This window comes from Streptomyces sp. NPDC087310, assembly GCF_044744405.1.
Lineage (GTDB): Bacteria > Actinomycetota > Actinomycetes > Streptomycetales > Streptomycetaceae > Streptomyces.
Genome location: NZ_JBIUYF010000005.1, coordinates 456,375 through 476,146, shown reverse-complemented (window position 1 = coordinate 476,146; position 19,772 = coordinate 456,375). Strand labels below are relative to the sequence as shown.

The 19,772-nt window shown below is 72.5% G+C and carries 19 protein-coding genes; 6 read left to right on the top strand and 13 right to left on the bottom strand.

Annotated elements, in window-relative coordinates; genetic code table 11:
- Positions 1–58: 58 nt before the first annotated feature.
- On the bottom strand, positions 59–1,324 hold the full coding sequence (locus ACIO3P_RS21335; RefSeq protein WP_401853029.1) for an ABC transporter substrate-binding protein: 1,266 nt from the start codon (positions 1,322–1,324) through the stop codon (positions 59–61).
- A gap of 173 nt (positions 1,325–1,497) precedes the next feature.
- On the opposite strand from ACIO3P_RS21335, the gene ACIO3P_RS21330 reads away from it, so the two are divergent.
- Complete coding sequence (locus tag ACIO3P_RS21330) at positions 1,498–1,944, top strand: hypothetical protein (protein WP_329825125.1); 447 nt, start codon at positions 1,498–1,500, stop codon at positions 1,942–1,944.
- 32 nt (positions 1,945–1,976) lie between these two features.
- A complete protein-coding gene (purU, locus tag ACIO3P_RS21325) occupies positions 1,977–2,891 on the top strand; it encodes a formyltetrahydrofolate deformylase (protein ID WP_329825011.1) in 915 nt (304 codons plus the stop codon).
- A 33-nt stretch (positions 2,892–2,924) separates the two neighbouring features.
- Here purU and ACIO3P_RS21320 read toward each other — a convergent pair whose 3' ends face one another.
- Positions 2,925–4,223: a maleylpyruvate isomerase N-terminal domain-containing protein gene (locus tag ACIO3P_RS21320; RefSeq protein ID WP_401853027.1), complete on the bottom strand. Its 1,299-nt coding sequence runs from the start codon at positions 4,221–4,223 to the stop codon at positions 2,925–2,927.
- Entirely contained in the window at positions 4,220–4,801 is a 582-nt protein-coding gene (locus tag ACIO3P_RS21315) for a sigma-70 family RNA polymerase sigma factor (RefSeq protein ID WP_401853025.1), read from the bottom strand. Before ACIO3P_RS21315 ends, ACIO3P_RS21320 begins: the two co-directional genes overlap by 4 nt.
- A gap of 291 nt (positions 4,802–5,092) precedes the next feature.
- Between ACIO3P_RS21315 and ACIO3P_RS21310 the strand changes: the two genes are divergently transcribed.
- The 3 genes from ACIO3P_RS21310 (at position 5,093) to ACIO3P_RS21300 (ending at position 7,260) form a co-directional block, all read left to right on the top strand.
- Positions 5,093–5,467 carry an STAS domain-containing protein gene (locus ACIO3P_RS21310; protein WP_329825013.1) on the top strand — a complete coding sequence of 125 codons (375 nt, stop codon included), beginning with the start codon at positions 5,093–5,095 and terminating at the stop codon, positions 5,465–5,467.
- Positions 5,468–5,566: 99 nt separating this feature from the next.
- Positions 5,567–6,097 (top strand): EF-hand domain-containing protein, encoded by a 531-nt coding sequence (locus tag ACIO3P_RS21305; protein ID WP_329825014.1) that lies wholly within the window; start codon positions 5,567–5,569, stop codon positions 6,095–6,097.
- Positions 6,098–6,621: 524 nt separating this feature from the next.
- Positions 6,622–7,260, top strand: coding sequence for an ATP-binding protein (locus ACIO3P_RS21300; RefSeq protein ID WP_401853023.1), 639 nt, complete (start codon positions 6,622–6,624; stop codon positions 7,258–7,260).
- A 36-nt stretch (positions 7,261–7,296) separates the two neighbouring features.
- On the opposite strand, the gene ACIO3P_RS21295 is transcribed toward ACIO3P_RS21300, so the two are convergent.
- Positions 7,297–8,307, bottom strand: a complete 1,011-nt coding sequence (locus tag ACIO3P_RS21295; protein ID WP_401853021.1) for a GlxA family transcriptional regulator — start codon at positions 8,305–8,307, stop codon at positions 7,297–7,299.
- A 59-nt stretch (positions 8,308–8,366) separates the two neighbouring features.
- On the opposite strand from ACIO3P_RS21295, the gene ACIO3P_RS21290 reads away from it, so the two are divergent.
- Positions 8,367–9,737 carry an MFS transporter gene (locus tag ACIO3P_RS21290; RefSeq protein ID WP_401853018.1) on the top strand — a complete coding sequence of 457 codons (1,371 nt, stop codon included), beginning with the start codon at positions 8,367–8,369 and terminating at the stop codon, positions 9,735–9,737.
- Here ACIO3P_RS21290 and ACIO3P_RS21285 read toward each other — a convergent pair.
- The 9 genes from ACIO3P_RS21285 to ACIO3P_RS21245 all read right to left on the bottom strand — a co-directional run bounded on the left by ACIO3P_RS21285 (position 9,712) and on the right by ACIO3P_RS21245 (position 19,771).
- Positions 9,712–10,938 carry an NAD(P)/FAD-dependent oxidoreductase gene (locus ACIO3P_RS21285; RefSeq protein ID WP_329825017.1) on the bottom strand — a complete coding sequence of 409 codons (1,227 nt, stop codon included), beginning with the start codon at positions 10,936–10,938 and terminating at the stop codon, positions 9,712–9,714. The genes ACIO3P_RS21290 and ACIO3P_RS21285 overlap by 26 nt on opposite strands.
- Before the next feature lie 99 nt (positions 10,939–11,037).
- Positions 11,038–12,048 (bottom strand): PDR/VanB family oxidoreductase, encoded by a 1,011-nt coding sequence (locus ACIO3P_RS21280; protein WP_401853015.1) that lies wholly within the window; start codon positions 12,046–12,048, stop codon positions 11,038–11,040.
- Positions 12,045–12,266: a hypothetical protein gene (locus tag ACIO3P_RS21275; protein ID WP_329825019.1), complete on the bottom strand. Its 222-nt coding sequence runs from the start codon at positions 12,264–12,266 to the stop codon at positions 12,045–12,047. The genes ACIO3P_RS21280 and ACIO3P_RS21275 overlap by 4 nt, the downstream gene beginning before the upstream one ends.
- Positions 12,263–13,360 (bottom strand): aromatic ring-hydroxylating dioxygenase subunit alpha, encoded by a 1,098-nt coding sequence (locus ACIO3P_RS21270; RefSeq protein WP_401853013.1) that lies wholly within the window; start codon positions 13,358–13,360, stop codon positions 12,263–12,265. The genes ACIO3P_RS21275 and ACIO3P_RS21270 overlap by 4 nt, the downstream gene beginning before the upstream one ends.
- A 136-nt stretch (positions 13,361–13,496) precedes the next feature.
- Positions 13,497–14,912, bottom strand: a complete 1,416-nt coding sequence (locus ACIO3P_RS21265; RefSeq protein ID WP_329825021.1) for an MFS transporter — start codon at positions 14,910–14,912, stop codon at positions 13,497–13,499.
- The gene (locus ACIO3P_RS21260; protein WP_401853010.1) at positions 14,909–15,418 is read right to left on the bottom strand and encodes an aconitase X swivel domain-containing protein; all 510 of its coding nucleotides are present in this window, start codon (positions 15,416–15,418) and stop codon (positions 14,909–14,911) included. Before ACIO3P_RS21260 ends, ACIO3P_RS21265 begins: the two co-directional genes overlap by 4 nt.
- Entirely contained in the window at positions 15,415–16,695 is a 1,281-nt protein-coding gene (locus ACIO3P_RS21255) for an aconitase X (protein WP_401853007.1), read from the bottom strand. Before ACIO3P_RS21255 ends, ACIO3P_RS21260 begins: the two co-directional genes overlap by 4 nt.
- Positions 16,692–18,467, bottom strand: coding sequence for a dihydroxy-acid dehydratase (locus ACIO3P_RS21250; protein WP_401853004.1), 1,776 nt, complete (start codon positions 18,465–18,467; stop codon positions 16,692–16,694). Before ACIO3P_RS21250 ends, ACIO3P_RS21255 begins: the two co-directional genes overlap by 4 nt.
- A gap of 11 nt (positions 18,468–18,478) precedes the next feature.
- Entirely contained in the window at positions 18,479–19,771 is a 1,293-nt protein-coding gene (locus ACIO3P_RS21245) for an FAD-dependent oxidoreductase (RefSeq protein ID WP_401853001.1), read from the bottom strand.
- Position 19,772: the final 1 nt, after the last annotated feature.

Below are 19,772 nucleotides of genomic sequence, written 5' to 3'. Positions count from 1 at the left end.
CCGGCGCGTACGGCTCCGCGTAAGGCCGTAAGTCCGTAGGCCGTAAGTCCGTACGGCCTTACGGCTCCCGGGCCGCGCCGCCCAGCAGCGTCTCGCCCACGTCCACGAACCCCTTCCGCTGGCTCACCAGCCGCCCCTGCTTCACCACTTGGAACGTCACGTTCCCGTTGACGATCCGCGGGAAGTTCGGCGTCCCGAGCATGTCCTCGTACCGCCAGCGCAGCGTCGGCGTGAGGCCGCCCGTGTTCACCGCCACGCCCCGGTCCAGGGTGTCCGTGATCTTCTCGGGGGTGATCTCGTCGGTGTCGAGCGACTCGACGACCTTCTTCAGCACCGTGTACGCGATCCACGTGGTCTGCGTGCCCGGGTCCGTCGGGTCGATGTCGTTGTTCCCGAAGGCGAACTGGTCGATCACACCGCGCATCGGCCCCCACGCCCGGTCGTTCGCCACCGGGTACCAGCCGGTGAGGTACGCGTTCTCGAAGATCCCGTCCTTGCCGCCCGTGCGGTCGATGAGCGACTGGTCGACGCTGCCCAGCACGGAGGAGACCCGGATGGACCGGCCGTCGTCGGGGAGCCTGCGGTAGGAGTCGAGGAAGGTCTCGGTGCGGTCCCCGAGCACCGCCGTGACGCAGCCGCCGTCCCGGGCCCGCTCGCGCGCCAGCTCCGCCTGCCGGGTGTAGTCGGTGGCGTCCTCCGCCGCGCGGATGTCGGAGACGGGCCCGCGGCCGCCCCGGGAGAGCCCGGCGTCGATCAGGGCGGGCAGGTTGTCGCCGCCGATCGTGTCGGGCCGTACCAGCGCCGTACGGGCGCAGTTGCGCGCGACCTGCCGGCCGCTGCCCGCGAGGAGCGTGGCCTGCCCGCCGTTGACGGGGTAGGAGAGGAAGCTCGTGAACTCCTCCTCGCTGATGCCGTATCCGCCGATGTACGGGATGCCCGCGGCCTCCAGCGGTGCCATGAACTCACGGCCGAACTGGCTGTACGAGCCGACGACCGCGACGGCCTTCGCCTTCACGGCCCGGCGGGCGCACTCGGCGGCGCCCGCCGAGTCGTTGCGCTCGTTGCAGGTCAGGACGCGCAGCTCGTGGCCGCCGATGCCGCCGGAGGAGTTGACCCAGCGGGCGTACGCCTGCGCCATGGCCGGCATGCCGGGCAGATTGGTCGCGTTGGTGTCGATCGGCGCCCAGGTCATGACGGTGACAGGGGGCCGGGAGCCGCCGGAGTCCCCTGGCAGGAGGCCGCAGCCGGACAACAGGGTGGCGACGGCGAACAGGGCACCGCTCTGGAAGGTGCGGAGGGAGGAGAAACGTCGCCGACCGGTCATAGCCCCTCACGCTCCCGGCCCGGAGGGAACTGCACAGTGAGCGCTCGTCAACGGTGGGTGACGTGGAGGTGAACAGCGGGGGCCCTGGGTGACATCGCCCGGCGGACCGTAAAGTCGGGGCTGTGCAGCCAGCTTCCGAGAACCCTTCCCGTCGCGGCCGTCGCTCCCCCACCATGGGCGGCATGCCGCTCAACGACATGCCGTGGTGGCGCTGGCGCAGCAATGTGCGCTCGGCGCTGCACATGCTTTCCGATCCCGTCTTCCACCACGAGTGCTGGCTGGCCGGCCGCGAGGGGTACGGGGATGTCACCGACGCCGTGTACCGGCTGGTCGAGGACACCTGGCTCGACAACTGGTCCGCCGAGAAGTACGTCGGAACGATCTTCCGCGACTCCGGCGAGGCCGCCCTCGTCGATCTCGCCGTGCTGCGGGTGCTGCGCATCATGCACCAGGTCGGCGCGGACGCGCCCGTCTCCGCCTACCTGGAGCACCACGGCTGGCCGGAGGCGGTCCGCGCGGCCCGCGAGGCGCACGTACGGCTGGCGGCGGGCGACGGCGACGACCCGGACGCGCCGCCGCAGACCCTGGACGTGCTGCGCATCATGACGCGGTCCGCCTGAGACGGCGCGGCGATGTGGGATCCTTTGTGGTCATGAGCACCGCCGCGCAGCCCTCCGCCACGCCTGCCCCGTCCGGCCGCACCGGCCACCGGGACCGCACCGATCAGTACGTGCTGACGCTGTCCTGCCCGGACAAACAGGGCATCGTGCACGCCGTGTCGAGCTACCTCTTCATGACCGGCTGCAACATCGAGGACAGCCAGCAGTTCGGGGACCACGACACCGGGCTCTTCTTCATGCGGGTGCACTTCTCGGCGGAGGAGCCGGTGACGGTGGAGAAGCTGCGCGCGAGCTTCGCCGCGATCGGCGACTCCTTCCGGATGGACTGGGCGATCCACCGTCCCGAGGACCGGATGCGGATCGTCCTCATGGTCAGCAGGTTCGGCCACTGCCTGAACGATCTCCTCTTCCGGGCGAACATCGGCGCGCTGCCGGTGGAGATCGTGGCCGTCGTCTCGAACCACACGGACTTCGCCGAGCTCGCCGCCTCGTACGACATCCCCTTCCACCACATCCCGGTGACGAGGGACACGAAGGCGGCGGCGGAGGCGGAGCTGCTGGAGCTGGTCAGGGCCGAGCAGGTCGAGCTGGTCGTCCTCGCCCGCTACATGCAGGTCATCTCCGACGACCTGTGCAAGCAGCTCAACGGCCGGATCATCAACATCCACCACTCCTTCCTGCCGAGCTTCAAGGGCGCGAAGCCGTACCACCAGGCGCACGCGCGGGGCGTGAAGCTGATCGGCGCGACCGCGCACTATGTGACGGCCGACCTCGACGAGGGCCCGATCATCGAGCAGGAGGTCGAGCGCGTCGGCCACCAGGTCACACCGGAGCAGCTCGTGGCGATCGGCCGGGACGTGGAGTGCCAGGCGCTGGCGCGCGCGGTGAAGTGGCACGCGGAGCACCGGATCCTGCTGAACGGCCACCGTACGGTCGTCTTCGCCTGAGCCGGTCCACCTGCCGGAGGCGCGGCGGGCGGCTCAGAGCCGGCTCATCGCCGCCGCCGCGAACAGCACGTCCCTGATCGCCTCGCGGTCGCCGTCCTGACCCGCCGCCGCGTCCTCCGGCGAGACGCGCCCGGCCACCACCTGGCAGAACTCGACGGCGTCCAGCGCGACCTGGCCCACGGACAGCTCCCGGCAGCCGACCGCAGCCGGGGAGTCCAGCGGGATGTACCAGTCACCGCCGCCCACCCCCTCGACCAGCAGATGCAGCGACCTGCCGGGCGAGCCCGCCGCCACGAGCTGCTGCGCCGGGCCCGCCAGACCCGCCCGGCGGCGCAGCGCGAGGGCGGCAGGGAGCAGCCGCGCGCCCAGGTCGATCATCGAGCGGAGATGGGGCCCGCTCGGCGGCTTGTACGGGTAGGCGACCGCCTCCGCGATGTCCGTGCCGTGGATCCAGCACTCGAAGGCCCGCTCCAGCAGCGCGTCGCGCAGCGGAAGGGCGAATTCCCCGTACGTCACGGAGAGTTCGGCCACGCCCCGGCCCGCGAAGGAGACCGTACGGATCAGGGCGTGGTTCTGCTCGCGCCAGGGTTCGTGGAGCGCCCGGGTGGGCGGCGGCGTCGCCGAGCGCCAGAAGGTCTCCGTACGGTCGGTGGGGCCGGCCGGTGCCCCGGGGCCCAGCGGGTCCTCCAGCCCGAGGGCCGCCGCGACCACGCCGTCCACGGTCATCAGATGGCCCATGACCCCGGCGACCGTCGTCCTGCGGAAGGCCGCCCGCTCGTTCTCGAACCACTGGAGCCGGACGGGCGCGTGCCAGTCCTGGGCGCCGATGTCACGGAGCAGCGCGTCGAGCCGGGCGGTCTCGGCGTCGTACGGGGCGGCCCAGCCGGGCACCGGGACGCGGGCGGGGCGGCGGCCGAGGCAGTCCTCCAGCACACGGGAGCGCAGCAGCGGGTCGAGGTCCAGATTCCCCTCGGCGTGCAGCAGCCCGACGGCGTCGCGCAGCCGCAGCGCCTCCTCGGCGCAGGGCGCGCACTCGGTGAGGTGGTCCTCGACGAGCCCGGTCTCGGCGGCCGAGCAGGCGGAGAGCGCCCAGGCTCCGAGGAGGGACTTCAGCACCTTGTGGGTGAGCCGGGGTATTCCGGGTGCGGGTGATCCCGGTTCCGGCGCCGATTCCCGTTCCGGTTCCCGTTCCCGTTCCCGTTCCGGTTTCGGTTCCGGTTCCGGCGGGGCCTGGTCGTCGCCCGCCGGCCTCGGGCCGGGTATCCGGAGGAAGGGCGTCGGTTCGCCCGGGTCGCGGTCGTCGTGGGAGCCGCCGTCCAGCGGGCCGGTCACCGGGAGCGCCCGGTTTCCGGCGGCGGGAGACCGTCCCCGGTCCGGCTGTTGGCCGTGGAGAGCAGTTGCAGGCCCAGCCGCAGCCGGCGCCGCGCCTCGTCCTCCGTGACGCCCAGGTCCTCCGCCGTCTGACGGCAGTCCCGGCGCTGGAAGTACGCCAGCTCCAACGCGCTGAGCAGGGGCTTCGGCATCGACCTGACGATGTAGTCCGCACGGGCCGCCGCCGAGGCCCGGCGTATCTTCTGCTCCATCTCCTCCGTGGTGCCCTCGCCGCGCGCCTCGAACGCCTGGCGTTCGCTCTCGCGGAGCCGCCGCACGGCGAGGTCCTGTGTGACATTCGCCACCCAGGAGCGCAGGGAGCCCTGCCGGGGGTCGTAGGTGTCCAGGTTCTCCCAGACGTGGCCGAACACGTCGCGGGTGACGCGGTCCGCCGCCGCGTCGTCGTCCAGTACGCGGTGGGCGAGGCTGTGCACCAGGGACGCGTACCGGTCGTACAGCTCACCGAGCGCCGCCGCCTCGCCCCGCGCGAGCCGCTGCTGCATCCTGCGGTCCCAGCGGGGCGGTGTGTTCTTCGCCATCCGACCCCCAGCCCTGTTCCTCTGGCCCTCGCCCTGTTCCTCCGGCCCTCTTCGGTTTCCTCATGATGCCGAATTCCTCATGATGCCGAAGTCAGGACCCCGCCGTCCCGTCGAATGTAGTGGGCACCACCGACAGCGCACGCCCCTTTGCGGTAAGTGCGCCCCATACGCCGACCAGCACGTCCCCGTACGCCGACCCACGACGTTTCGGCCACGGCTAAAAGGGCAGGGGCGATCAGGAAGGAATACTTCCGGATCGTCCCATCCGTCGAGGAGAAGGGCATCAGACGCGTGACGCTCAAGGTGAACGAGTCCGAGCAGGGCGCGTGGACCGTCCTGCACATCACCGGCGAGCTGGATCTCGTGACATCGCCGGAGGTCCGTCAGCGGGTCCATGACGCGGTGGCCGAGGGACAGCACGAACTCGTGCTCGATCTGTCGCACGTGTTCTTCTGCGACTCCAGCGGTGTCGGCGTACTGATCGCCTCCCGCAGACTGCTCCACTCCTGTCGCGGCAACCTCCGTCTCATCCTGCCCGCACGGGGATCGGAGGAGGGCTCGCACGTGAACCGCGTGCTCGCGGCGCTCGGCGTACGCCGGCTCTTCGACGTCTTTCCCGATGTGCCGAGCGCCGTCGACACCCAGGCGCAACCGCTGTCGGCGTAGTCTTCCCGGCCCCTCCGCTCCCCGTTCATCTGCGCTTTCTCCGTGGGCCTTCCGGGCAAGCGGACACACGGCGGCCCTCCGTCGTCGTACGCTCCGGGCATGGACAGCGCAGAATACGAGGGCAAGATCGCCTCCAGGTTCGCCGCATTCGACCAGGACGGCAGCGGTTACATCGACCGGGAGGATTTCAGCGGGGCCGCGGCGGCGCTGCTCGCCGAGTTCGGCACGACTGCCCGCTCCGACAAGGGCCAGGCGCTCTACAGCGGGGCCGAGGCGTTCTGGCAGGGGATGGCCGGGATCGCGGACGTGGACGGTGATCAGCGGGTCAGCCGCCAGGAGTTCGTCACGGGCGCGGTGAAGCGGCTGCGCGACAACCCGGAGCGGTTCGCGGAGATCGCCCGGCCGTTCCTGAGCGCCGCGATCGATGTCGCGGGCGGGGACGGCGCGGCGCCCGCCGGTGGCCGCTCCGTGACACCGGCGGCGGCCGAACGCGCGCTGCGGGTGCTGGGGGTCGAGCCGGAGGCGGCGGCCCGGGTGGCCGGCGAGTTGGACGCGGACGGCGACGGCAGGATCGACGAGGCGGAGATCCTGAAGGGGTTCGCCGCGTACTACGTGACGCCGGAGCCCTGATCGGACCGGACACGCCACGGAAGTTGACCGGCTCAGGACCGAATCGAACCGGTCCTGAGCCGCTGTTCGTCCGGTTCCGACCGTACGGAAAGCGTTGGCCTCAGCCCTCTGGTGCGTCACCGTGTGTGGTGAGGGAGCGACCGTCGCGGTCGATACCGGGTTGTGTCCTTACGGTTCGCCGTCACGCGCCGGAGTCACCACCGGGCTCCGGTACGCTCCCTTGGGTGCGAGAGGTAGTGAGGCGCGAAGGGCGCGGTGTTGCCGGTACGGCGGCTCCCGCGTCGCGTATGTGCGCCGCTCGGGCGCCGCGAGTGCGCCGTGCGCGCCCGTGTTCGACTCCCCGCAGCGTGCGTCGCACAGTATGCACCACGCCTACTCCTTCGCGCTGGAATATGCCCGAAGCGCTTGTTGCGGTGACTGTACGTCAACCATGCTGTCCCGTAAGGGAATCACGTTGGGTGATCTCGTCGAGGACCCTGTCGAGGCGCGAGGCGATGTGTCCGCCGGTTCGGATGGTGTGAGCGGTGCAGGTGCTTCAGGTTCAGTTGGAGATCGGGCCCGACCCCGCGGAGGTGGGGCGGGCGCGCAGATGGGCCAGATCCAGGCTCGTCGGTTCGGGCATGGGGGATGACGAGCCGGTCGCGGAGACGCTGATCCTCCTCATCTCCGAGCTGGTCACGAACGCCGTGGTGCACACCGGCTGTCCGGCCGTGCTGCGGATGCTCTTCGGCTCGGGAGCGGCGGAGGCGGGCACCGTACGGGTGGAGGTCGCCGACATCAGCGCCTGCCCGCCGCGCCCGCGCCACGCCGCGGGCGAGGACACCAACGGCCGCGGCCTGGAGCTGGTCGACGGCCTCGCCGACCGGTGGGGATGGCAGCCGGAGGGCGCGGGCAAGCGGATCTGGTGCGAGGTCGACCGGGGCGCGCCGGGGTGCGCGGCGGACGGTCCCGAGGAGCCCCCGGGGGCGACGGCGCGTGCCACGAGCGTGACGGGCCCGGCGAGCGGTCCGGCAAGCGGCCCGGCGAGCGCGTCCGACGCCGGTTCCCGGGCCGGCTCAGGCTCCGGCTCCGGTTCCCCGAACGGCTCCGGTGGGTACGGCGCGACGGCGGGATACGGCTCCCCGCCCCGCAAGCCGTCGTACGGCGTCCCGCGCCCGGCCTAGGGGGTCAGGAGGGCTCGGGTCTCGGGGGGCGACCGCCTAGGGGGCGCCCGCCCGGAACGTACGCCGGTACACCGTCGGCGGGACGCCCAGCGCCGCCTGGAGGTGCTGGCGCATCGACTGCGCCGTACCGAACCCGGCGTCCCGCGCCACCTGGTCAACCGACAGTTCCGTCGACTCCAGCAAGTGACGGGCCCGTTCGACCCGCTGCCGCAGCAGCCACTGCCCGGGGCTGACGCCCGCCTCCTCGCGGAACCGGCGCGTGAACGTCCGTACGGACACGGACTCCCGCTCGGCCATGTCCCGTAGCTGGATGGGCTCGTGGAGGCGGGTGAGCGCCCAGGCCCGCGCCGCCGCGGTGGTCGCCGCGTGCGGCTCGGGGACGGGGCGCCGGATGTACTGCGCCTGGCCGCCGTCCCGGTGCGGCGGGACGACCGTGCGGCGCGCGACGTCGTTGGCGACCGCCGCGCCGTGGTCGCGGCGCACGATGTGCAGGCAGAGGTCGATCCCGGCGGCGACCCCGGCCGAGGTGAGCACGTCGCCGTCGTCGATGAAGAGCACGTCGGGGTCGACGGCGACGCGCGGGAACAGGCGCTGGAAGCGGTCGGCGGAGGCCCAGTGGGTGGTGGCGGGCCGCCCGTCGAGGAGCCCGGCGGCGGCCAGGACGAAACCGCCGGTGCAGATCGACACCAGGCGGGTGCCCGGCCGGATACGGGCGAGGGCGGCGGCCAGTTCGTCGGTGAGGACGCCCTCCTCGTGAACGGGGCCGAGTTCGTACGACGCCGGGACGACGACGGTGTCGGCGGTGGCGAGCGCCTCGGGGCCGTGCTCCAGCAGGATCGCGAAGTCGGCGTCGGTGGCGACCGGGCCCGGCGCCCCGACCCCGCAGGTCACGGTCGCGTAGAGCGGCTGCCCCGTGGCGTCCCGGGCGCGGCCGAAGATCCGCTGCGGGATGCCCAGTTCGAAGGGGATGACGCCGGGGAGGGCGAGCACGACGACACGGTGCGGACGCGCGGGGCGCTGCGGTGTGCGGTGCGGTCGGTGGGCCATGGCCCGATCCTAGCGAAGAGTGTCCTCCGGGCCACTCGTACGACCGGGGCCCGCGCTCGATGCTGGTGGACGTGACGCAGTCAACGGATCTCTCCCCGAAGGACCCTCCGAAGGATTCCCCGAAGGATTCCCCGAAGGATTCCCCGAAGGCGCCTGTGAAGGGCCTCCCGCCCGTGCGCGCCCCGCGCGCGCCGGGGCGGGTCCACCGGGCGTGGTTCGTCGCCGCCGTCACCTTCGTGACGATCATCGGCGCCGCCGCCTTCGCCTCGCTCCCCGGACTGCTGATCGAGCCGCTGCACGCGGAGTTCGACTGGTCACGCGGCACGATCGGGTTCGCCGTCTCCGTCAACCTGGCGCTGTACGGGCTGACCGCGCCGTTCGCCGCCGCGCTGATGGACCGCTTCGGGATCCGGAAGGTCGTCGCCGTCGCGCTGACCATGATCTCGGTCGGCGCGGTGCTGACGGTCTGGATGACCACGGCCTGGCAACTGGTGATGTACTGGGGCGTTCTGGTCGGCCTGGGCAGCGGCTCGATGGCGCTGGCCTTCGCGGCGACGGTGACCAACCGCTGGTTCGTGGCCCGCCGCGGCCTGGTGACCGGCGTGCTGACGGCCGCGGGCGCCTCCGGGCAGTTGGTCTTCCTGCCGCTGCTGTCCTGGCTGGTCGAGGACCACGGCTGGCGCCCGGCCGCCGTCACGGTCTCGCTGACCGCGCTCGCCGTCGTCCCGTTCGTCTGGCTGCTGCTGCGCGACCACCCGGCGGACGTGGGCCTCGCCGCCTACGGGGCCCCGGAGTTCACCCCGAAGCCCGCACCGGTGCGGGGCGCCGCGCGGCGGGCGCTGTCGGTGCTGGCGTCGGCGGCGCGCACGGGTCCTTTCTGGCTGCTCGCCGGTACGTTCGCGATCTGCGGCGCCTCGACCAACGGCCTGGTCAAGACCCACTTCGTACCGGCCGCGCACGACCACGGCATGCCGATCACGGCCGCCGCCTCGCTGCTCGCGGTGATCGGTGTCTTCGACGTCGTCGGCACGATCGCCTCCGGCTGGTTCACCGACCGCTACGAGGCGCGCCGCCTGCTCGCCGTCTACTACGCGCTGCGCGGCGTCTCGCTGCTCTTCCTGCCGATGCTGCTGGCGCCGACCGTCCACCCGCCGATGCTCTTCTTCATCGTGTTCTACGGCCTGGACTGGGTCGCCACCGTCCCCCCGACGCTCGCCCTGTGCCGTGAGCACTACGGCGAGGACAGCGCGATCGTCTTCGGCTGGGTCCTCGCCTCGCACCAGGTCGGCGCGGCCGTCGTCGCCTTCGCGGGCGGGGTGACGCGGGACGTCTTCGGCTCGTACGACGTGGTCTGGTACGCCTCGGGCGCCCTGTGCGCGGTGGCGGCGCTGATGGCGCTGGTGATCAGGCGCCGGCCGGCGGTGGCGTAGCGGCCGTCGGCCGGGGCCCGCCCGCGCGGGCCGTGCCGCGGGTCCGGCGGGCGACCGCCTTCCCGATGCGGTGCGCGTCGAGCGCCATCTCGCGGAAGTTGCCGCTGATGGGGTTGGTGAAGCCGGTGAAGTACAGGCCGGGCGCCTGCTTCGGGGTCCTGCGGCCGTGGGCCACCGGGCGGCCCCGGGCGTCCAGTACGCCCAGGTGGCCCACCAGGCCCTCCAGCGCGCGGTGGTAGCCGGTCGCGGCGATGACGGCCTCGGGGGTGACGCGTGAGCCGTCCGCCAGGACGACCTCGTTCCCCTCGAAGGACTCCACCGCGGCCACCGGCTCGACTCTCCCTCTCCGTACGGCCTTGACCAGCCCCACGTCCTGCACCGGGATCGCCCCCTGGCGCGCCCGCGTGTAGAGCCCCGTGTCCGGGCGGGGAAGCCCCTTCGCCGACAGGTCGGGCAGCGCGATCCGGCACATGACCGCGGCTCCCAGGTCGACCAGCCGGGTCGGCAGCCGGCGGACCAGGATCCCGGTCATCTGCGCGGGCCAGCCGAGCGTGGAGCGGCGCAGGATGTGCGGGACGGTCCTGATGGCGAGGCGCACCCGCGCGGCGCCGCCCTCGGCGAGGTCGACGGCTATCTCGGCGCCCGTGTTGCCCACGCCGACGACCAGGACGTCCTTCCCGGCGTACGGCGCGGGGTCGCGGTACGCGGCGGCGTGCAGCACCGTGCCGCCCGCCTCCTCGTACGCGGCCAGCCCCGGCCAGGACGGCAGCCGGGGCGTGTGGTTGAAGCCGGTGGCCACGACGACCGCGCGCCCGGTCAGCTCCCGTCCGCCGGTGGCGTGCAGCAGCCATCCCGAGCCGTCGGGGGATCGGTCGATCCGGGTGACCTCGACGCCGGTGACGATGTCCAGACCGTGGTGGACCGCGTACTTCTCCAGGTAGCGCACCACATCGGCGCGCGCCGGCCAACGCCCGAAGGAGCGCGGCATCCTGAGCCCCGGCAGCCCGGACCTGGCGCGCGTGGTGTGCAGCCGCAGCCGCTCGTAGTGGCCGCGCCAGGAGGCCCCGACGGCGCCCGACTTCTCCAGCACGACGGCCCGTACGCCCTGTTGGCGCAGGGCGGCGGCGGCGGCGAGCCCGCCCGGGCCCCCTCCGATGACGTACACGGGACGGTCGTCGGCGAGGGAGGAATCGGCACACATGAAAGCTGAGCGTAGGCTCCCGGACACTTGTTGGGGACCGGTCAACAAGGAAACCGGTTGCGAATCGGTCACGCCCCGTTCCGTGACGGCGGGCGCGGGTCACAGGTCGAGGACCAGTTTCGGGCAGGCGGCCCGGGACACGCAGATCATCATGGTGTCGTTCGCGGCCCGTTCGGCCGGGGTGAGCAGGGAGTCACGGTGGTCGACCTCTCCCGCCAGGACCTCCGTCTCGCAGGTGCCGCAGGTGCCCTCGCGGCAGGATGTGAGGACCTCGACGCCGGCCGCCTCGACCACGTCGAGCACGGACTTCCCGGGCGGTACGGCCAGGGTGCGTCCGGTACGGGCGAGATCGATCTCGAAGGTTCCGTCCCGCACGGGCGCGGTCCGTTCCCCCGGCGTGAACCGTTCCACGCGCAACGCGCCCTCCGGCCACTTCCGGCAGGCTTCCTCGACCGCCTTCAGGAGGGGGTCCGGGCCGCAGCAGTACACGAGTGTGCCGGGCCTCGGGGTGCCGAGGAGCGTGTCCAGGTCGAGCAGCCCGTGCGTCTCCTCGGGCCAGGGCCGCACCCGGTCCCCGTACCGGCCCCGCAGTTCCTCGCGGAAGGCCATGGAGCCGAGGGCACGGCCCCCGTAGACCAGTTCCCAGGTCCGGCCGTGCCGTTCGGCCTCCTCCACCATCGGGACCAGCGGGGTGATCCCGATGCCTCCCGCGAGGAAGAGGTACGCGGGTGACGGCGCCAGTTCGAAGTGGTTGCGGGGGCCACGGACGCGGACGGTGTCCCCTTCGGCGAGCCGGTCGTGCACATGGGCGGAGCCACCGCGCCCCGCCGGCTCCCGCAGGACCGCGATCCGCCAGGTCCCGCGGTCGCCCGGCGACGAGCACAGCGAGTACGGGCGGGTCAGCCCCTCGGGCCCGGCGTGCCCGGAGGCCCCGGCGGCCGCGTCCCGCCCGTCGAGCAGCAGGTCGACGTGGGCTCCGGGCTCCCAGACCGGCAGGTCGCCCCCGTCGGGCCGCCGCAGGACGAGGGAGACGACTCCGTCGGCCTCGTCCGTACGGCGGGTCACGACGAGGTCGAGTTCGGCCTCGGGCGCACGGTCCGTGCCGGTCATCGGTGGTCCTCCGGTGTTACGGGCGGAACGGGCGGAACGGGCGCCGCGCCGGCGCGGGGATGGCGCCCGGGGTGGGCGAGCAGCCACTCCCACAGCTCCTCCGGTCCTTCGCTCTCGCGTGACGCGCCGCACCAGCACCAGCCGCGCAGCCGGTCACTTCCGGGGATCCAGACGACCCGGTGGACGGTGTCGCCCCGGAGCATCCGGTTCGGGTTCATCGCAGGGCCGCCGTTCCCGTCCCGGCGCCCTCCTCGACCAGCCGCCTCAGGATGCGGCGGGCGGCCAGACCGCCGGTGTCGATGTTGATGGAGAGCTCCTGGGTGCCCTCGGGTTCGGAGGCGATGACGGTCTCCAGCCTGTCCAGGGCCACCACGTCCTGGAGGACGACGGTCCGGTTGTTCTGCGCCAGGAACGCGGAGACCTCCTCGTCGCCGAGGGCGAAGTCACGGGCGACGGCCCAGAAGTCGTGCGTGGTGTGCTCGGTCTCCGGAGTGATCGCGTAGACGACCTCGACGTGGAAGGCGTCCGGGTCACTGCCGTCGGCGGCGGGTCCCGGGGTGCCGACGGGGGCGATGCGCGAGTGCAGCAGGTAGAGGCAGGGCGCGTGGTACTCGATGTCCTGCCAGCGGGTGATCCGGCCCTCGATGCCGGTGGACTTGGCGTAGAAGGGCGGGCAGGCCGCGTCGTCCATGTGCCGGCTGACGTGGACGACGCCCGCCGCGTCGTCGACCTCGGTGGTGATGGGGGTCTCGGCGACCTCGGGGGTGCCGATGTAGCCGCCGTGCAGATACGTCTCGTGGGAGAGGTCGAGGAGGTTGTCCACGAGCAGGCCGTACCGGGCGGCCAGCGGCTCCATGCCGTACACGGTGCTGTAGCGCTCCGAGTCCAGCCAGGGCGCGCGCGGGATCAGGCCCTCGTCGGCCCGGTCGCCGTCCCCGATCCAGACCCAGACGAAGGAGTCCTGCTCCTTGACGGCGTACGTCGCCAGCCGGGCCGTGCGGGGGACGCGTTTCTGGCCGGGGACGCTGACGCAGACACCGTCGGCGCCGTACGTGAAGCCGTGGTAGCCGCACACCACGGTGTCGCCGTCGAGGCGGCTCGGCTTCTCGGAGAGCGGGAACCGGCGGTGGACGCAGCGGTCGGCCATGGCGGTCACCTCGCCGGCCCCGGTCCGCCAGAACAGGATCGACTCGCCGCACACGGTCCGCGTGAACAGGTCACGCCCGATCTCGGTGCCGTAGGCGGCCACGTACCACTGGTTGCGGGCGAAGTACGGCGATGTCACGTTGGCCGCGGTGGTCGCGTTGGTCATCGTTGACTCAACTCCCTTGCGCTGTACGGGTTTACGGTGCCGGGTCGGGAGGTGCGTGTCCAGGGTGCTGCGGGGCGGCGCCCCCGCCCAGGGGCTCTTCCGCTCAGCGGAAGGGGCAGGGCCGGGTCAGGCAGGGTCAGGGCTGGGTCACGGGGCGTGGGGCGGGCACCGGCCCCGGTGGAGGCTCCGTGGCGAGCGCGCCCTCGGCGTCCGGTGGCAGCCGCCGCTGAGCCCGGCCGAGCCCGAACAGCAGCACGATCATCAGGACCGGGCAGAGGGCGAAGACCGTGAAGGCGCCCCGCGCACCCATCCCGGTGTCGAGGAGGACACCGCCGAGCCAAGGACCCACCATCGCGCCGATCTTGGCGACGGACGAGGCCCAGGCGGCACCGTTGGCGCGGATCGCGGTCGGATAGAACGCACTGGCGATGCTGGTGATGCCGCCGTGGCCGCCGTTGACGAACATCTTGGCGCTGATGATGAAGGCGACGTACAGCGCGGGGGCGAGCGCCCCGAGCCCGAGGGTGAGCATGCAGGCCGCGGCGGCCAACGGCATCCACAGGATGACGCCCGCGCCCTTGCGGTCCACGAACCGGCTGATGGCGAGCTGCCCGAGCGCGCCGGCGACACTGGCCGCCGCGGCGATGGTGGCGGCGGAACTCACGCTGAAGCCCATGCGCTCATTGATCATCGGCGTCCAGAAGACCATGAAGTAGATCAGCGCCGACGACAGCAGATACACGGACCAGAGAAGAGGGGTGATGGCGGCGAGCGGGCCGCGGAACAGGGCGGACGGCCTGAACCCCGTGGACGCGGCCGCCTCCTGGGGATCGCCGGTGACGAAACGGGTGCCGGGGGCGAGGGGGAGCCCCGGCTGGAGCCGGCGCAGGATGCCGGCGATCCGCTCGTCGCCGCCGGGCCGGGCGCGCAGCGCGAGGAAGCGGACCGACTCGGGGACGAAGAGCCAGATCGCCACCACGGTGAGCAGCGAGCAGACCCCGCCGAGCACGAACACGGAACGCCAGCCGTGCTCGGGTATCAGCCAGTTGGAGACCGGTCCTCCGGCGGCGCCGCCGAGCGTGTAGCCGACCATGATGATCGCGACGCCCGTCGCCCGGAACCGCTTGGGCGCGTACTCGGCCGCGAGCGCCCAGGTCAGCGGGAGGACTCCGCCGAGGAAGACGCCGGAGGCGATCCGCAGCGCGAACAGGTGCGCGTAGGTGTCGGCGTAGGCGAAGGCCAGCATGAATCCGCCGAACCCGACCACCGAGACGATGATGGTGGGGCGACGGCCGATACGGTCCGCCAGATAGCCCATGATCAACGCGCCGATCATGGTGCCGAACAGACCGACCGTGCCGAGGGTGCCGAGCTGGGTGCCGGTGAGGTCGAAGTCCTTCTTGAGGTAGGTGGCGGCGAAGGACAGGATCTGGAAGTCGAAGCCGTCGAGGAAGGTGACGAGACAGCAGACGCCGTACATCAGCAGCCAGGGGCGGTTGCGGCGCTGACCTTCGACGATGGGGGCGAGCGGCACGGCGGGTGGAGTGGTCATGGGCGTCTCCTCGTCATTGCGGAGTCATGAGCCGGTGGTACGGGGACGGTGACCGGGGAGGCGGGGTGCACGGTGACGGTGCCGCGGTCGGCGTCGACGCGGACCCGGTCGCCGGTACGGATCACGGTCAGCGGGTCCCGGTCGAGCCCGGTGACGGTGGGGACGCGGGTCACGACGGCGCCGAGTGCGGCCTTGGAGGTGATCGTCACGAAGACCAGCGCGAGGGGAGCGGTGCCGGAGAGCCGGGTCGCCTGGAAGAAACCGGCCCAGCCCGACGACCCCTTGGCCCCGGGGAAGACCAGCACCTTGCCGGCGAAGGACACCCCGTACAGCGGGTGACGGCGTTCGATGACGACACCGCGCGCCGGGTCGATGCCGCCCCAGCCGGAGATCGTCTCGTACGACACCAGGGCCTCGCCCTCGGCGACGCCGGGGACGACGGTACGGCCGTGCAGGACCAGGGCGTGTTCCGGGTTCTCCCACGGCGTGACGGGATCGGGGGTCACCGCGGTTCTCCTTTCCAGCGGCCTGTGACGGCGGCGTCGACGCACTCCGCGAGCGTGCCGAACCACGCCTCGATGCCGAGGATCGCGGGCAGGTAGTGGGCCTGTTTCGCCGAATCGGTGGCGAAGACCTTGGTGCCGGGCGGCGCGGAACGGGACATCGCGGGGCACGAGTCGGTCAGCACCCGACCGCCGGCCCGCTCGATGATCTGCGTCCAGCCGTTGCGATCGGCCGTGGTGCGCAGGGCGCGCGGCACCATCAGCCACAACTGCGTACCGGAGGCCAGGCGGCGGCCGTCCAGCAGGCGGGCGGTGTCGCGGACCTGGTCCAGGGAGGCGTGCGGGCAGCCGAGGAGGACGAAGTCGACGTCGGTGCTGTCGCCCTGCGAGTTGAGGTCCGCGTAGACGGCGGCCCGCTCGCGGGCGCCGTAGACGGCGGCCTCGGGGACCGGGCGTCCGCCGAACGCCGCTTCCAGGGTGGGTGCTTCAGGGGTGATGCCGGGCAGGTGGTAGATCTCGACACCTCCCGAGGAGGCCGCCGCCGCCCCGAAGTGCTTGAGGTCGAGAAGGTCGGGCTGGGCCAACTCGCCCGTGACGACGGGGCGTTCCTCCTGGACGAGGCCGCCGGCGAAGTAGCCGAGCATGCCCCAGTCGAGAGGGCCTCCGACGGCTGTCCGTACGTCGATGTGGTGGGTGCCGAGCCGGTTGGCGGTGTGGTGGTTGCCCCAGCAGGGGATGCGGCCGGTGAGCGAGGCGGCGCCGGTGGACGCGGTGCCCTCGCAGTTGGTGCGCGCGCCGAGTACGGAGTTGGCGTAGACGACGGCTGACGACTCCATCCAGGCGAGGTGCTCGCCCCGGACGGGGATGTTGCCGACCTGGTAGGGCGTGCAGGTGGCGAGGATGCTCACGCCTTTGCGGCCGTAGAACGCCTCGGCGTCCGACTGGAGCGTGATCAGTTCCCGCGGATAGGGCGCGATGCCTTCCGCGTCGGGCCCGAAGCTCTGCTGGAGCTGGCAGGTGGGCACCTTCATGTCGGGGATGGTGAAGTCGCCGTCGCTGTCGAGGTTGAGGACGGCGTACGCCTTGTGCCAGCCGCCCTCACGGACGAGCCGGGCCTTGATCGGTGAGGGCTGGGTCATGGTGCCGGCGACATTGCGCACGTCGCACAGTTCCTCGGCGTCCAGGGCCTGTCCGTAGCGGACGAGCAGGTCCATCGCGGCGGCGACGGCCGGGCCTTCGGCGCCGTCGAGCATCGCCTTGTCGGTGTCGTCGAGCTTCACGCGGGCCGTCCTCCTTCGGTGGGGTGCTCTCCGGCGCTCCGGGTCCGGGGTACGAGAACGGCGCCTTCCTGGAGCGGACGCACGGTGCGCCGGTACACCGACAGCCAGCCCGTCGCCGCGTGGCCGTCCTGGGCGGGCGCCGCCTCGGCCGCGCGGGCCGCGAGTACCTCGTCGGGTACGAGGAGGTCGGTGCGGCGGGCGGCGAGGTCGATGGAGATGGTGTCGCCGTCCCGTACGAGGGCGAGTGGTCCGCCGTCCGCGGCCTCCGGGGAGACCTCGCCGACGACGATGCCCTTGTTGACGAGGCCGGAGAGCTGCCCGTCGGTGACGACGGCGACCCGCCCGGTGAGCCCGGCGCCGTCGAGTGCGAAGACCGGCCGGGACGCCATGCCCATGCCCGGGGTGCCCTTGGGGCCGAGTCCGCGCAGGACCAGCACCTGACCGGGCCGGACCTCGCCGTCGCGGAGCCCGTCGAGGGCGTCCTGCGGCGTCTCGTACACCCGGGCGGGGCCGGCGAAGGCCGTCGGGCGGTCCTCGTCGACGGCGAGTTTCACGATGCCGGTCGCGGGGGCGAGGCTGCCGCGGACGAGGACGATGCCGGGGCGGCGGCCGAGCGGGCGGTCCAGGGGACGGATGACCTCGGAGGCGCCGGCGGGCCGGGGCGTGTCCCGTTCACCGGCGGCGAGATCGTCGCCGAGGGTACGGCCGGTGACCGTCACGGCGTCGGTGCGCAGGAGCGGGCGCAGTTCCCGCAGGACGGCCGCCGCACCGCCGGCCGCGTCGAACTCCTCGATGCTGTGCGGCCCGTTGGGGCGTACGGCGGTCAACAGTGGCACGGTGTCGGCGAGTTCCTCGTACAGCCGGTAGACGTCGATCCCGCTTCCGGCCTCCTCGGCGATCGCCTGGAGGTGCTTCACGGAGTTGATGGACGCGCTGACGGCGAGCATGACGGTCACCGCGTTGGTGAACGCGCCCCGGGTGAGCAGGGTGCGCGGGCGCAGGTCCTCGCGGACGAGACCGACGATCCGGCGTCCGGCGGCGCGCGCGTCGGCCCACATACGGGGGCTGCCGGCGAGTACGGGGGTGGAGCCGGGCAGCGCCATGCCCAGGGCCTCGCAGGCGATGTGCATGGAGTTCGCGGTGCCCATGCCCGCGCAGACCCCGGGTCCCGCCACGGCGTTCTCGCTCATGCCGGTCAGCTCGTCGAGTCCGATCCGGCCCTGGGCGTGGTGCCCGGCGCCGAGGAACACGTCCTCGATGTCGCAGTGCCGCCCGGCGAAGGTGCCGCAGGGCTGGTAGCCGCAGCCGACGATCACCGTGGGCAGGTTCAGCCGGGCCGCCGCCATGAGCTGCCCCGGCGCGGTCTTGTCGCAGGAGGCGAGACACACCATGCCGTCGAGCTGGGCGCCCTCCACCGCTGCCTCGATGTCATGGGTGATCAGATCGCGGGCCGAGAGGATGTAGCCGCCCCGGCCGCCCGCGCTGTGGATGAAGTCGCTGGGCGCGACCGTGCGGATCTCGAACCCGATGCCGCCGGCCTCGGCGATCGCCTCCTTCACGGCGGCGGCGATCCCGTCGAGGTGGCTGTAGCAGGTGGCGAGCTGCGACGAGGAGTTGACGATGGCGATCTTCGGTTTGGCCATGTCCTCGTCGGTGAGTCCCAGAGCCCGCCACTGGGCGCGCCGCACGGCCCACAGGGAACTGCCGACGGGGTAGTTGCTGCGGAGTTCGGTGCTGGGTTCGGTCGGGTCGGCGTCGTGCAGTTCGGTCATGGTGAGGCTCCTCAGGCGTCCACGTTGGGGGCGAGCCGGGAACGGAGCGCGGTGCGGTCCACGGTGTGGACCGTGCCGTCCGGGCCCGCCAGATCGAGGGCGTGCGCGGCGCCCGCGCCCATGGCGGCGCACGGCCCCATGACGCGGATGCTGGACAGGGCGGCGGCGTCCCCGTCGGCGCAGCGCCCGGCGGCCACGAGGTTGTCGCAGTCGGGCGAGAGCAGGGACCTGAGCGGCACGTAGTGGACGTGGTCGGCGTCGAAGGTCTCCCACACGTAGCCGTCGGCCCGGTCGTGCAGTTCGACGGGCCAGGCGGTACGGGCCACCGCGTCGTCGAAGCGGGTGCCGGCGCGGACCTCGGCCAGGGACAGTTGGTGCACGCCCTTGAGCCAGCGGGTCTGGCGGCGGCCGGGGAATCCGTACGCGCGGACCCGGGCGTCGCCGAACGCCTTCGGGAACTCGGCGCGCAGGAACTCCACGACCCGGTCGGCCTGCTCCCGTCCTTCGAGCTGCGCGGCGGACGCCTCGACCGGGTCGAGGGGGGCGGGGATGTGGGTCATGTTGAGGACGGCGGTGCCCCGGCCGGGGAAGAAGAAGGCGAGGCCGTCCCGGCGCGGCAGTCCGTACGCGTCGGCCCGCGCGTGGACGCGGTCGGCCAGTTCGTCACGTCCGGGCTGGTGCTCTTCGCGCAGGTGCTCCAGGACGATCTGCTGGGAGCCGTAGATGGTGCGTTCCGGCAGGCGGCAGGGGAGTCCGGCCTCCCAGGCGAGGGCCGCGTCGCCGGAGGCGTCCACGAAGCCGGGCGCGGTGACGCGGACGGTGCCGTAGCGGGTGGCGAAGGTGGCGTCGGCGATCCGGCGCCCTTCGCGGGTCACGTCGGTGAGGGACGCGCCGAGGACGACGCGGATGCCGAGGTCGCGGACGCGCCGTTCGATCCAGCGGCCGAGCGCCACCTCGTCGTAGGTGACCGTGACGGTGTGGCCGCGGTTGTGGTGCAGATCCCCGGAGCGTTCCAGGTCGGTGAGGATGTCGTCGAAGATGCCGCGGGTGAGGCGGCGGTAGGCGGGGCCGTTGCCGAACACTCCGCAGAACAGGCCGATGAGGGAGGTGACCATCTGGCCGCCGAGCACGGGCAGGCTGTCGACGAGGACGACGTCGCGTCCCAGGCGGGCCGACTCGATCGCGGCGGACAGCCCCGCGACACCGGCGCCCACGACACAGACGTCGGCGGTCAGCGGGTGACTCACGGTGCCGGCGGGTTTGGTGACGGTGTGGACCTTCAACTCGGTCAGTGCGTGCGGCATG

Excerpts from the sequence above, each read along its gene's own strand:
- ACIO3P_RS21305 (WP_329825014.1), top strand. The coding sequence starts at position 5,567 with ATGGACAGCGCAGAATACGAGGGCAAGATCGCCTCCAGGTTCGCCGCA.
- ACIO3P_RS21280 (WP_401853015.1), bottom strand. The coding sequence starts at position 12,048 with ATGACCGGCACGGACCGTGCGCCCGAGGCCGAACTCGACCTCGTCGTG.
- purU (WP_329825011.1), top strand. The coding sequence starts at position 1,977 with ATGAGCACCGCCGCGCAGCCCTCCGCCACGCCTGCCCCGTCCGGCCGC.
- ACIO3P_RS21295 (WP_401853021.1), bottom strand. The coding sequence starts at position 8,307 with ATGGCCCACCGACCGCACCGCACACCGCAGCGCCCCGCGCGTCCGCAC.
- ACIO3P_RS21285 (WP_329825017.1), bottom strand. The coding sequence starts at position 10,938 with ATGTGTGCCGATTCCTCCCTCGCCGACGACCGTCCCGTGTACGTCATC.
- ACIO3P_RS21315 (WP_401853025.1), bottom strand. The coding sequence starts at position 4,801 with ATGGCGAAGAACACACCGCCCCGCTGGGACCGCAGGATGCAGCAGCGG.
- ACIO3P_RS21265 (WP_329825021.1), bottom strand. The coding sequence starts at position 14,912 with ATGACCACTCCACCCGCCGTGCCGCTCGCCCCCATCGTCGAAGGTCAG.
- ACIO3P_RS21270 (WP_401853013.1), bottom strand. The coding sequence starts at position 13,360 with ATGACCAACGCGACCACCGCGGCCAACGTGACATCGCCGTACTTCGCC.
- ACIO3P_RS21290 (WP_401853018.1), top strand. The coding sequence starts at position 8,367 with ATGCTGGTGGACGTGACGCAGTCAACGGATCTCTCCCCGAAGGACCCT.
- ACIO3P_RS21335 (WP_401853029.1), bottom strand. The coding sequence starts at position 1,324 with ATGACCGGTCGGCGACGTTTCTCCTCCCTCCGCACCTTCCAGAGCGGT.
- ACIO3P_RS21275 (WP_329825019.1), bottom strand. The coding sequence starts at position 12,266 with ATGAACCCGAACCGGATGCTCCGGGGCGACACCGTCCACCGGGTCGTC.
- ACIO3P_RS21330 (WP_329825125.1), top strand. The coding sequence starts at position 1,498 with ATGGGCGGCATGCCGCTCAACGACATGCCGTGGTGGCGCTGGCGCAGC.
- ACIO3P_RS21245 (WP_401853001.1), bottom strand. The coding sequence starts at position 19,771 with ATGCCGCACGCACTGACCGAGTTGAAGGTCCACACCGTCACCAAACCC.
- ACIO3P_RS21250 (WP_401853004.1), bottom strand. The coding sequence starts at position 18,467 with ATGACCGAACTGCACGACGCCGACCCGACCGAACCCAGCACCGAACTC.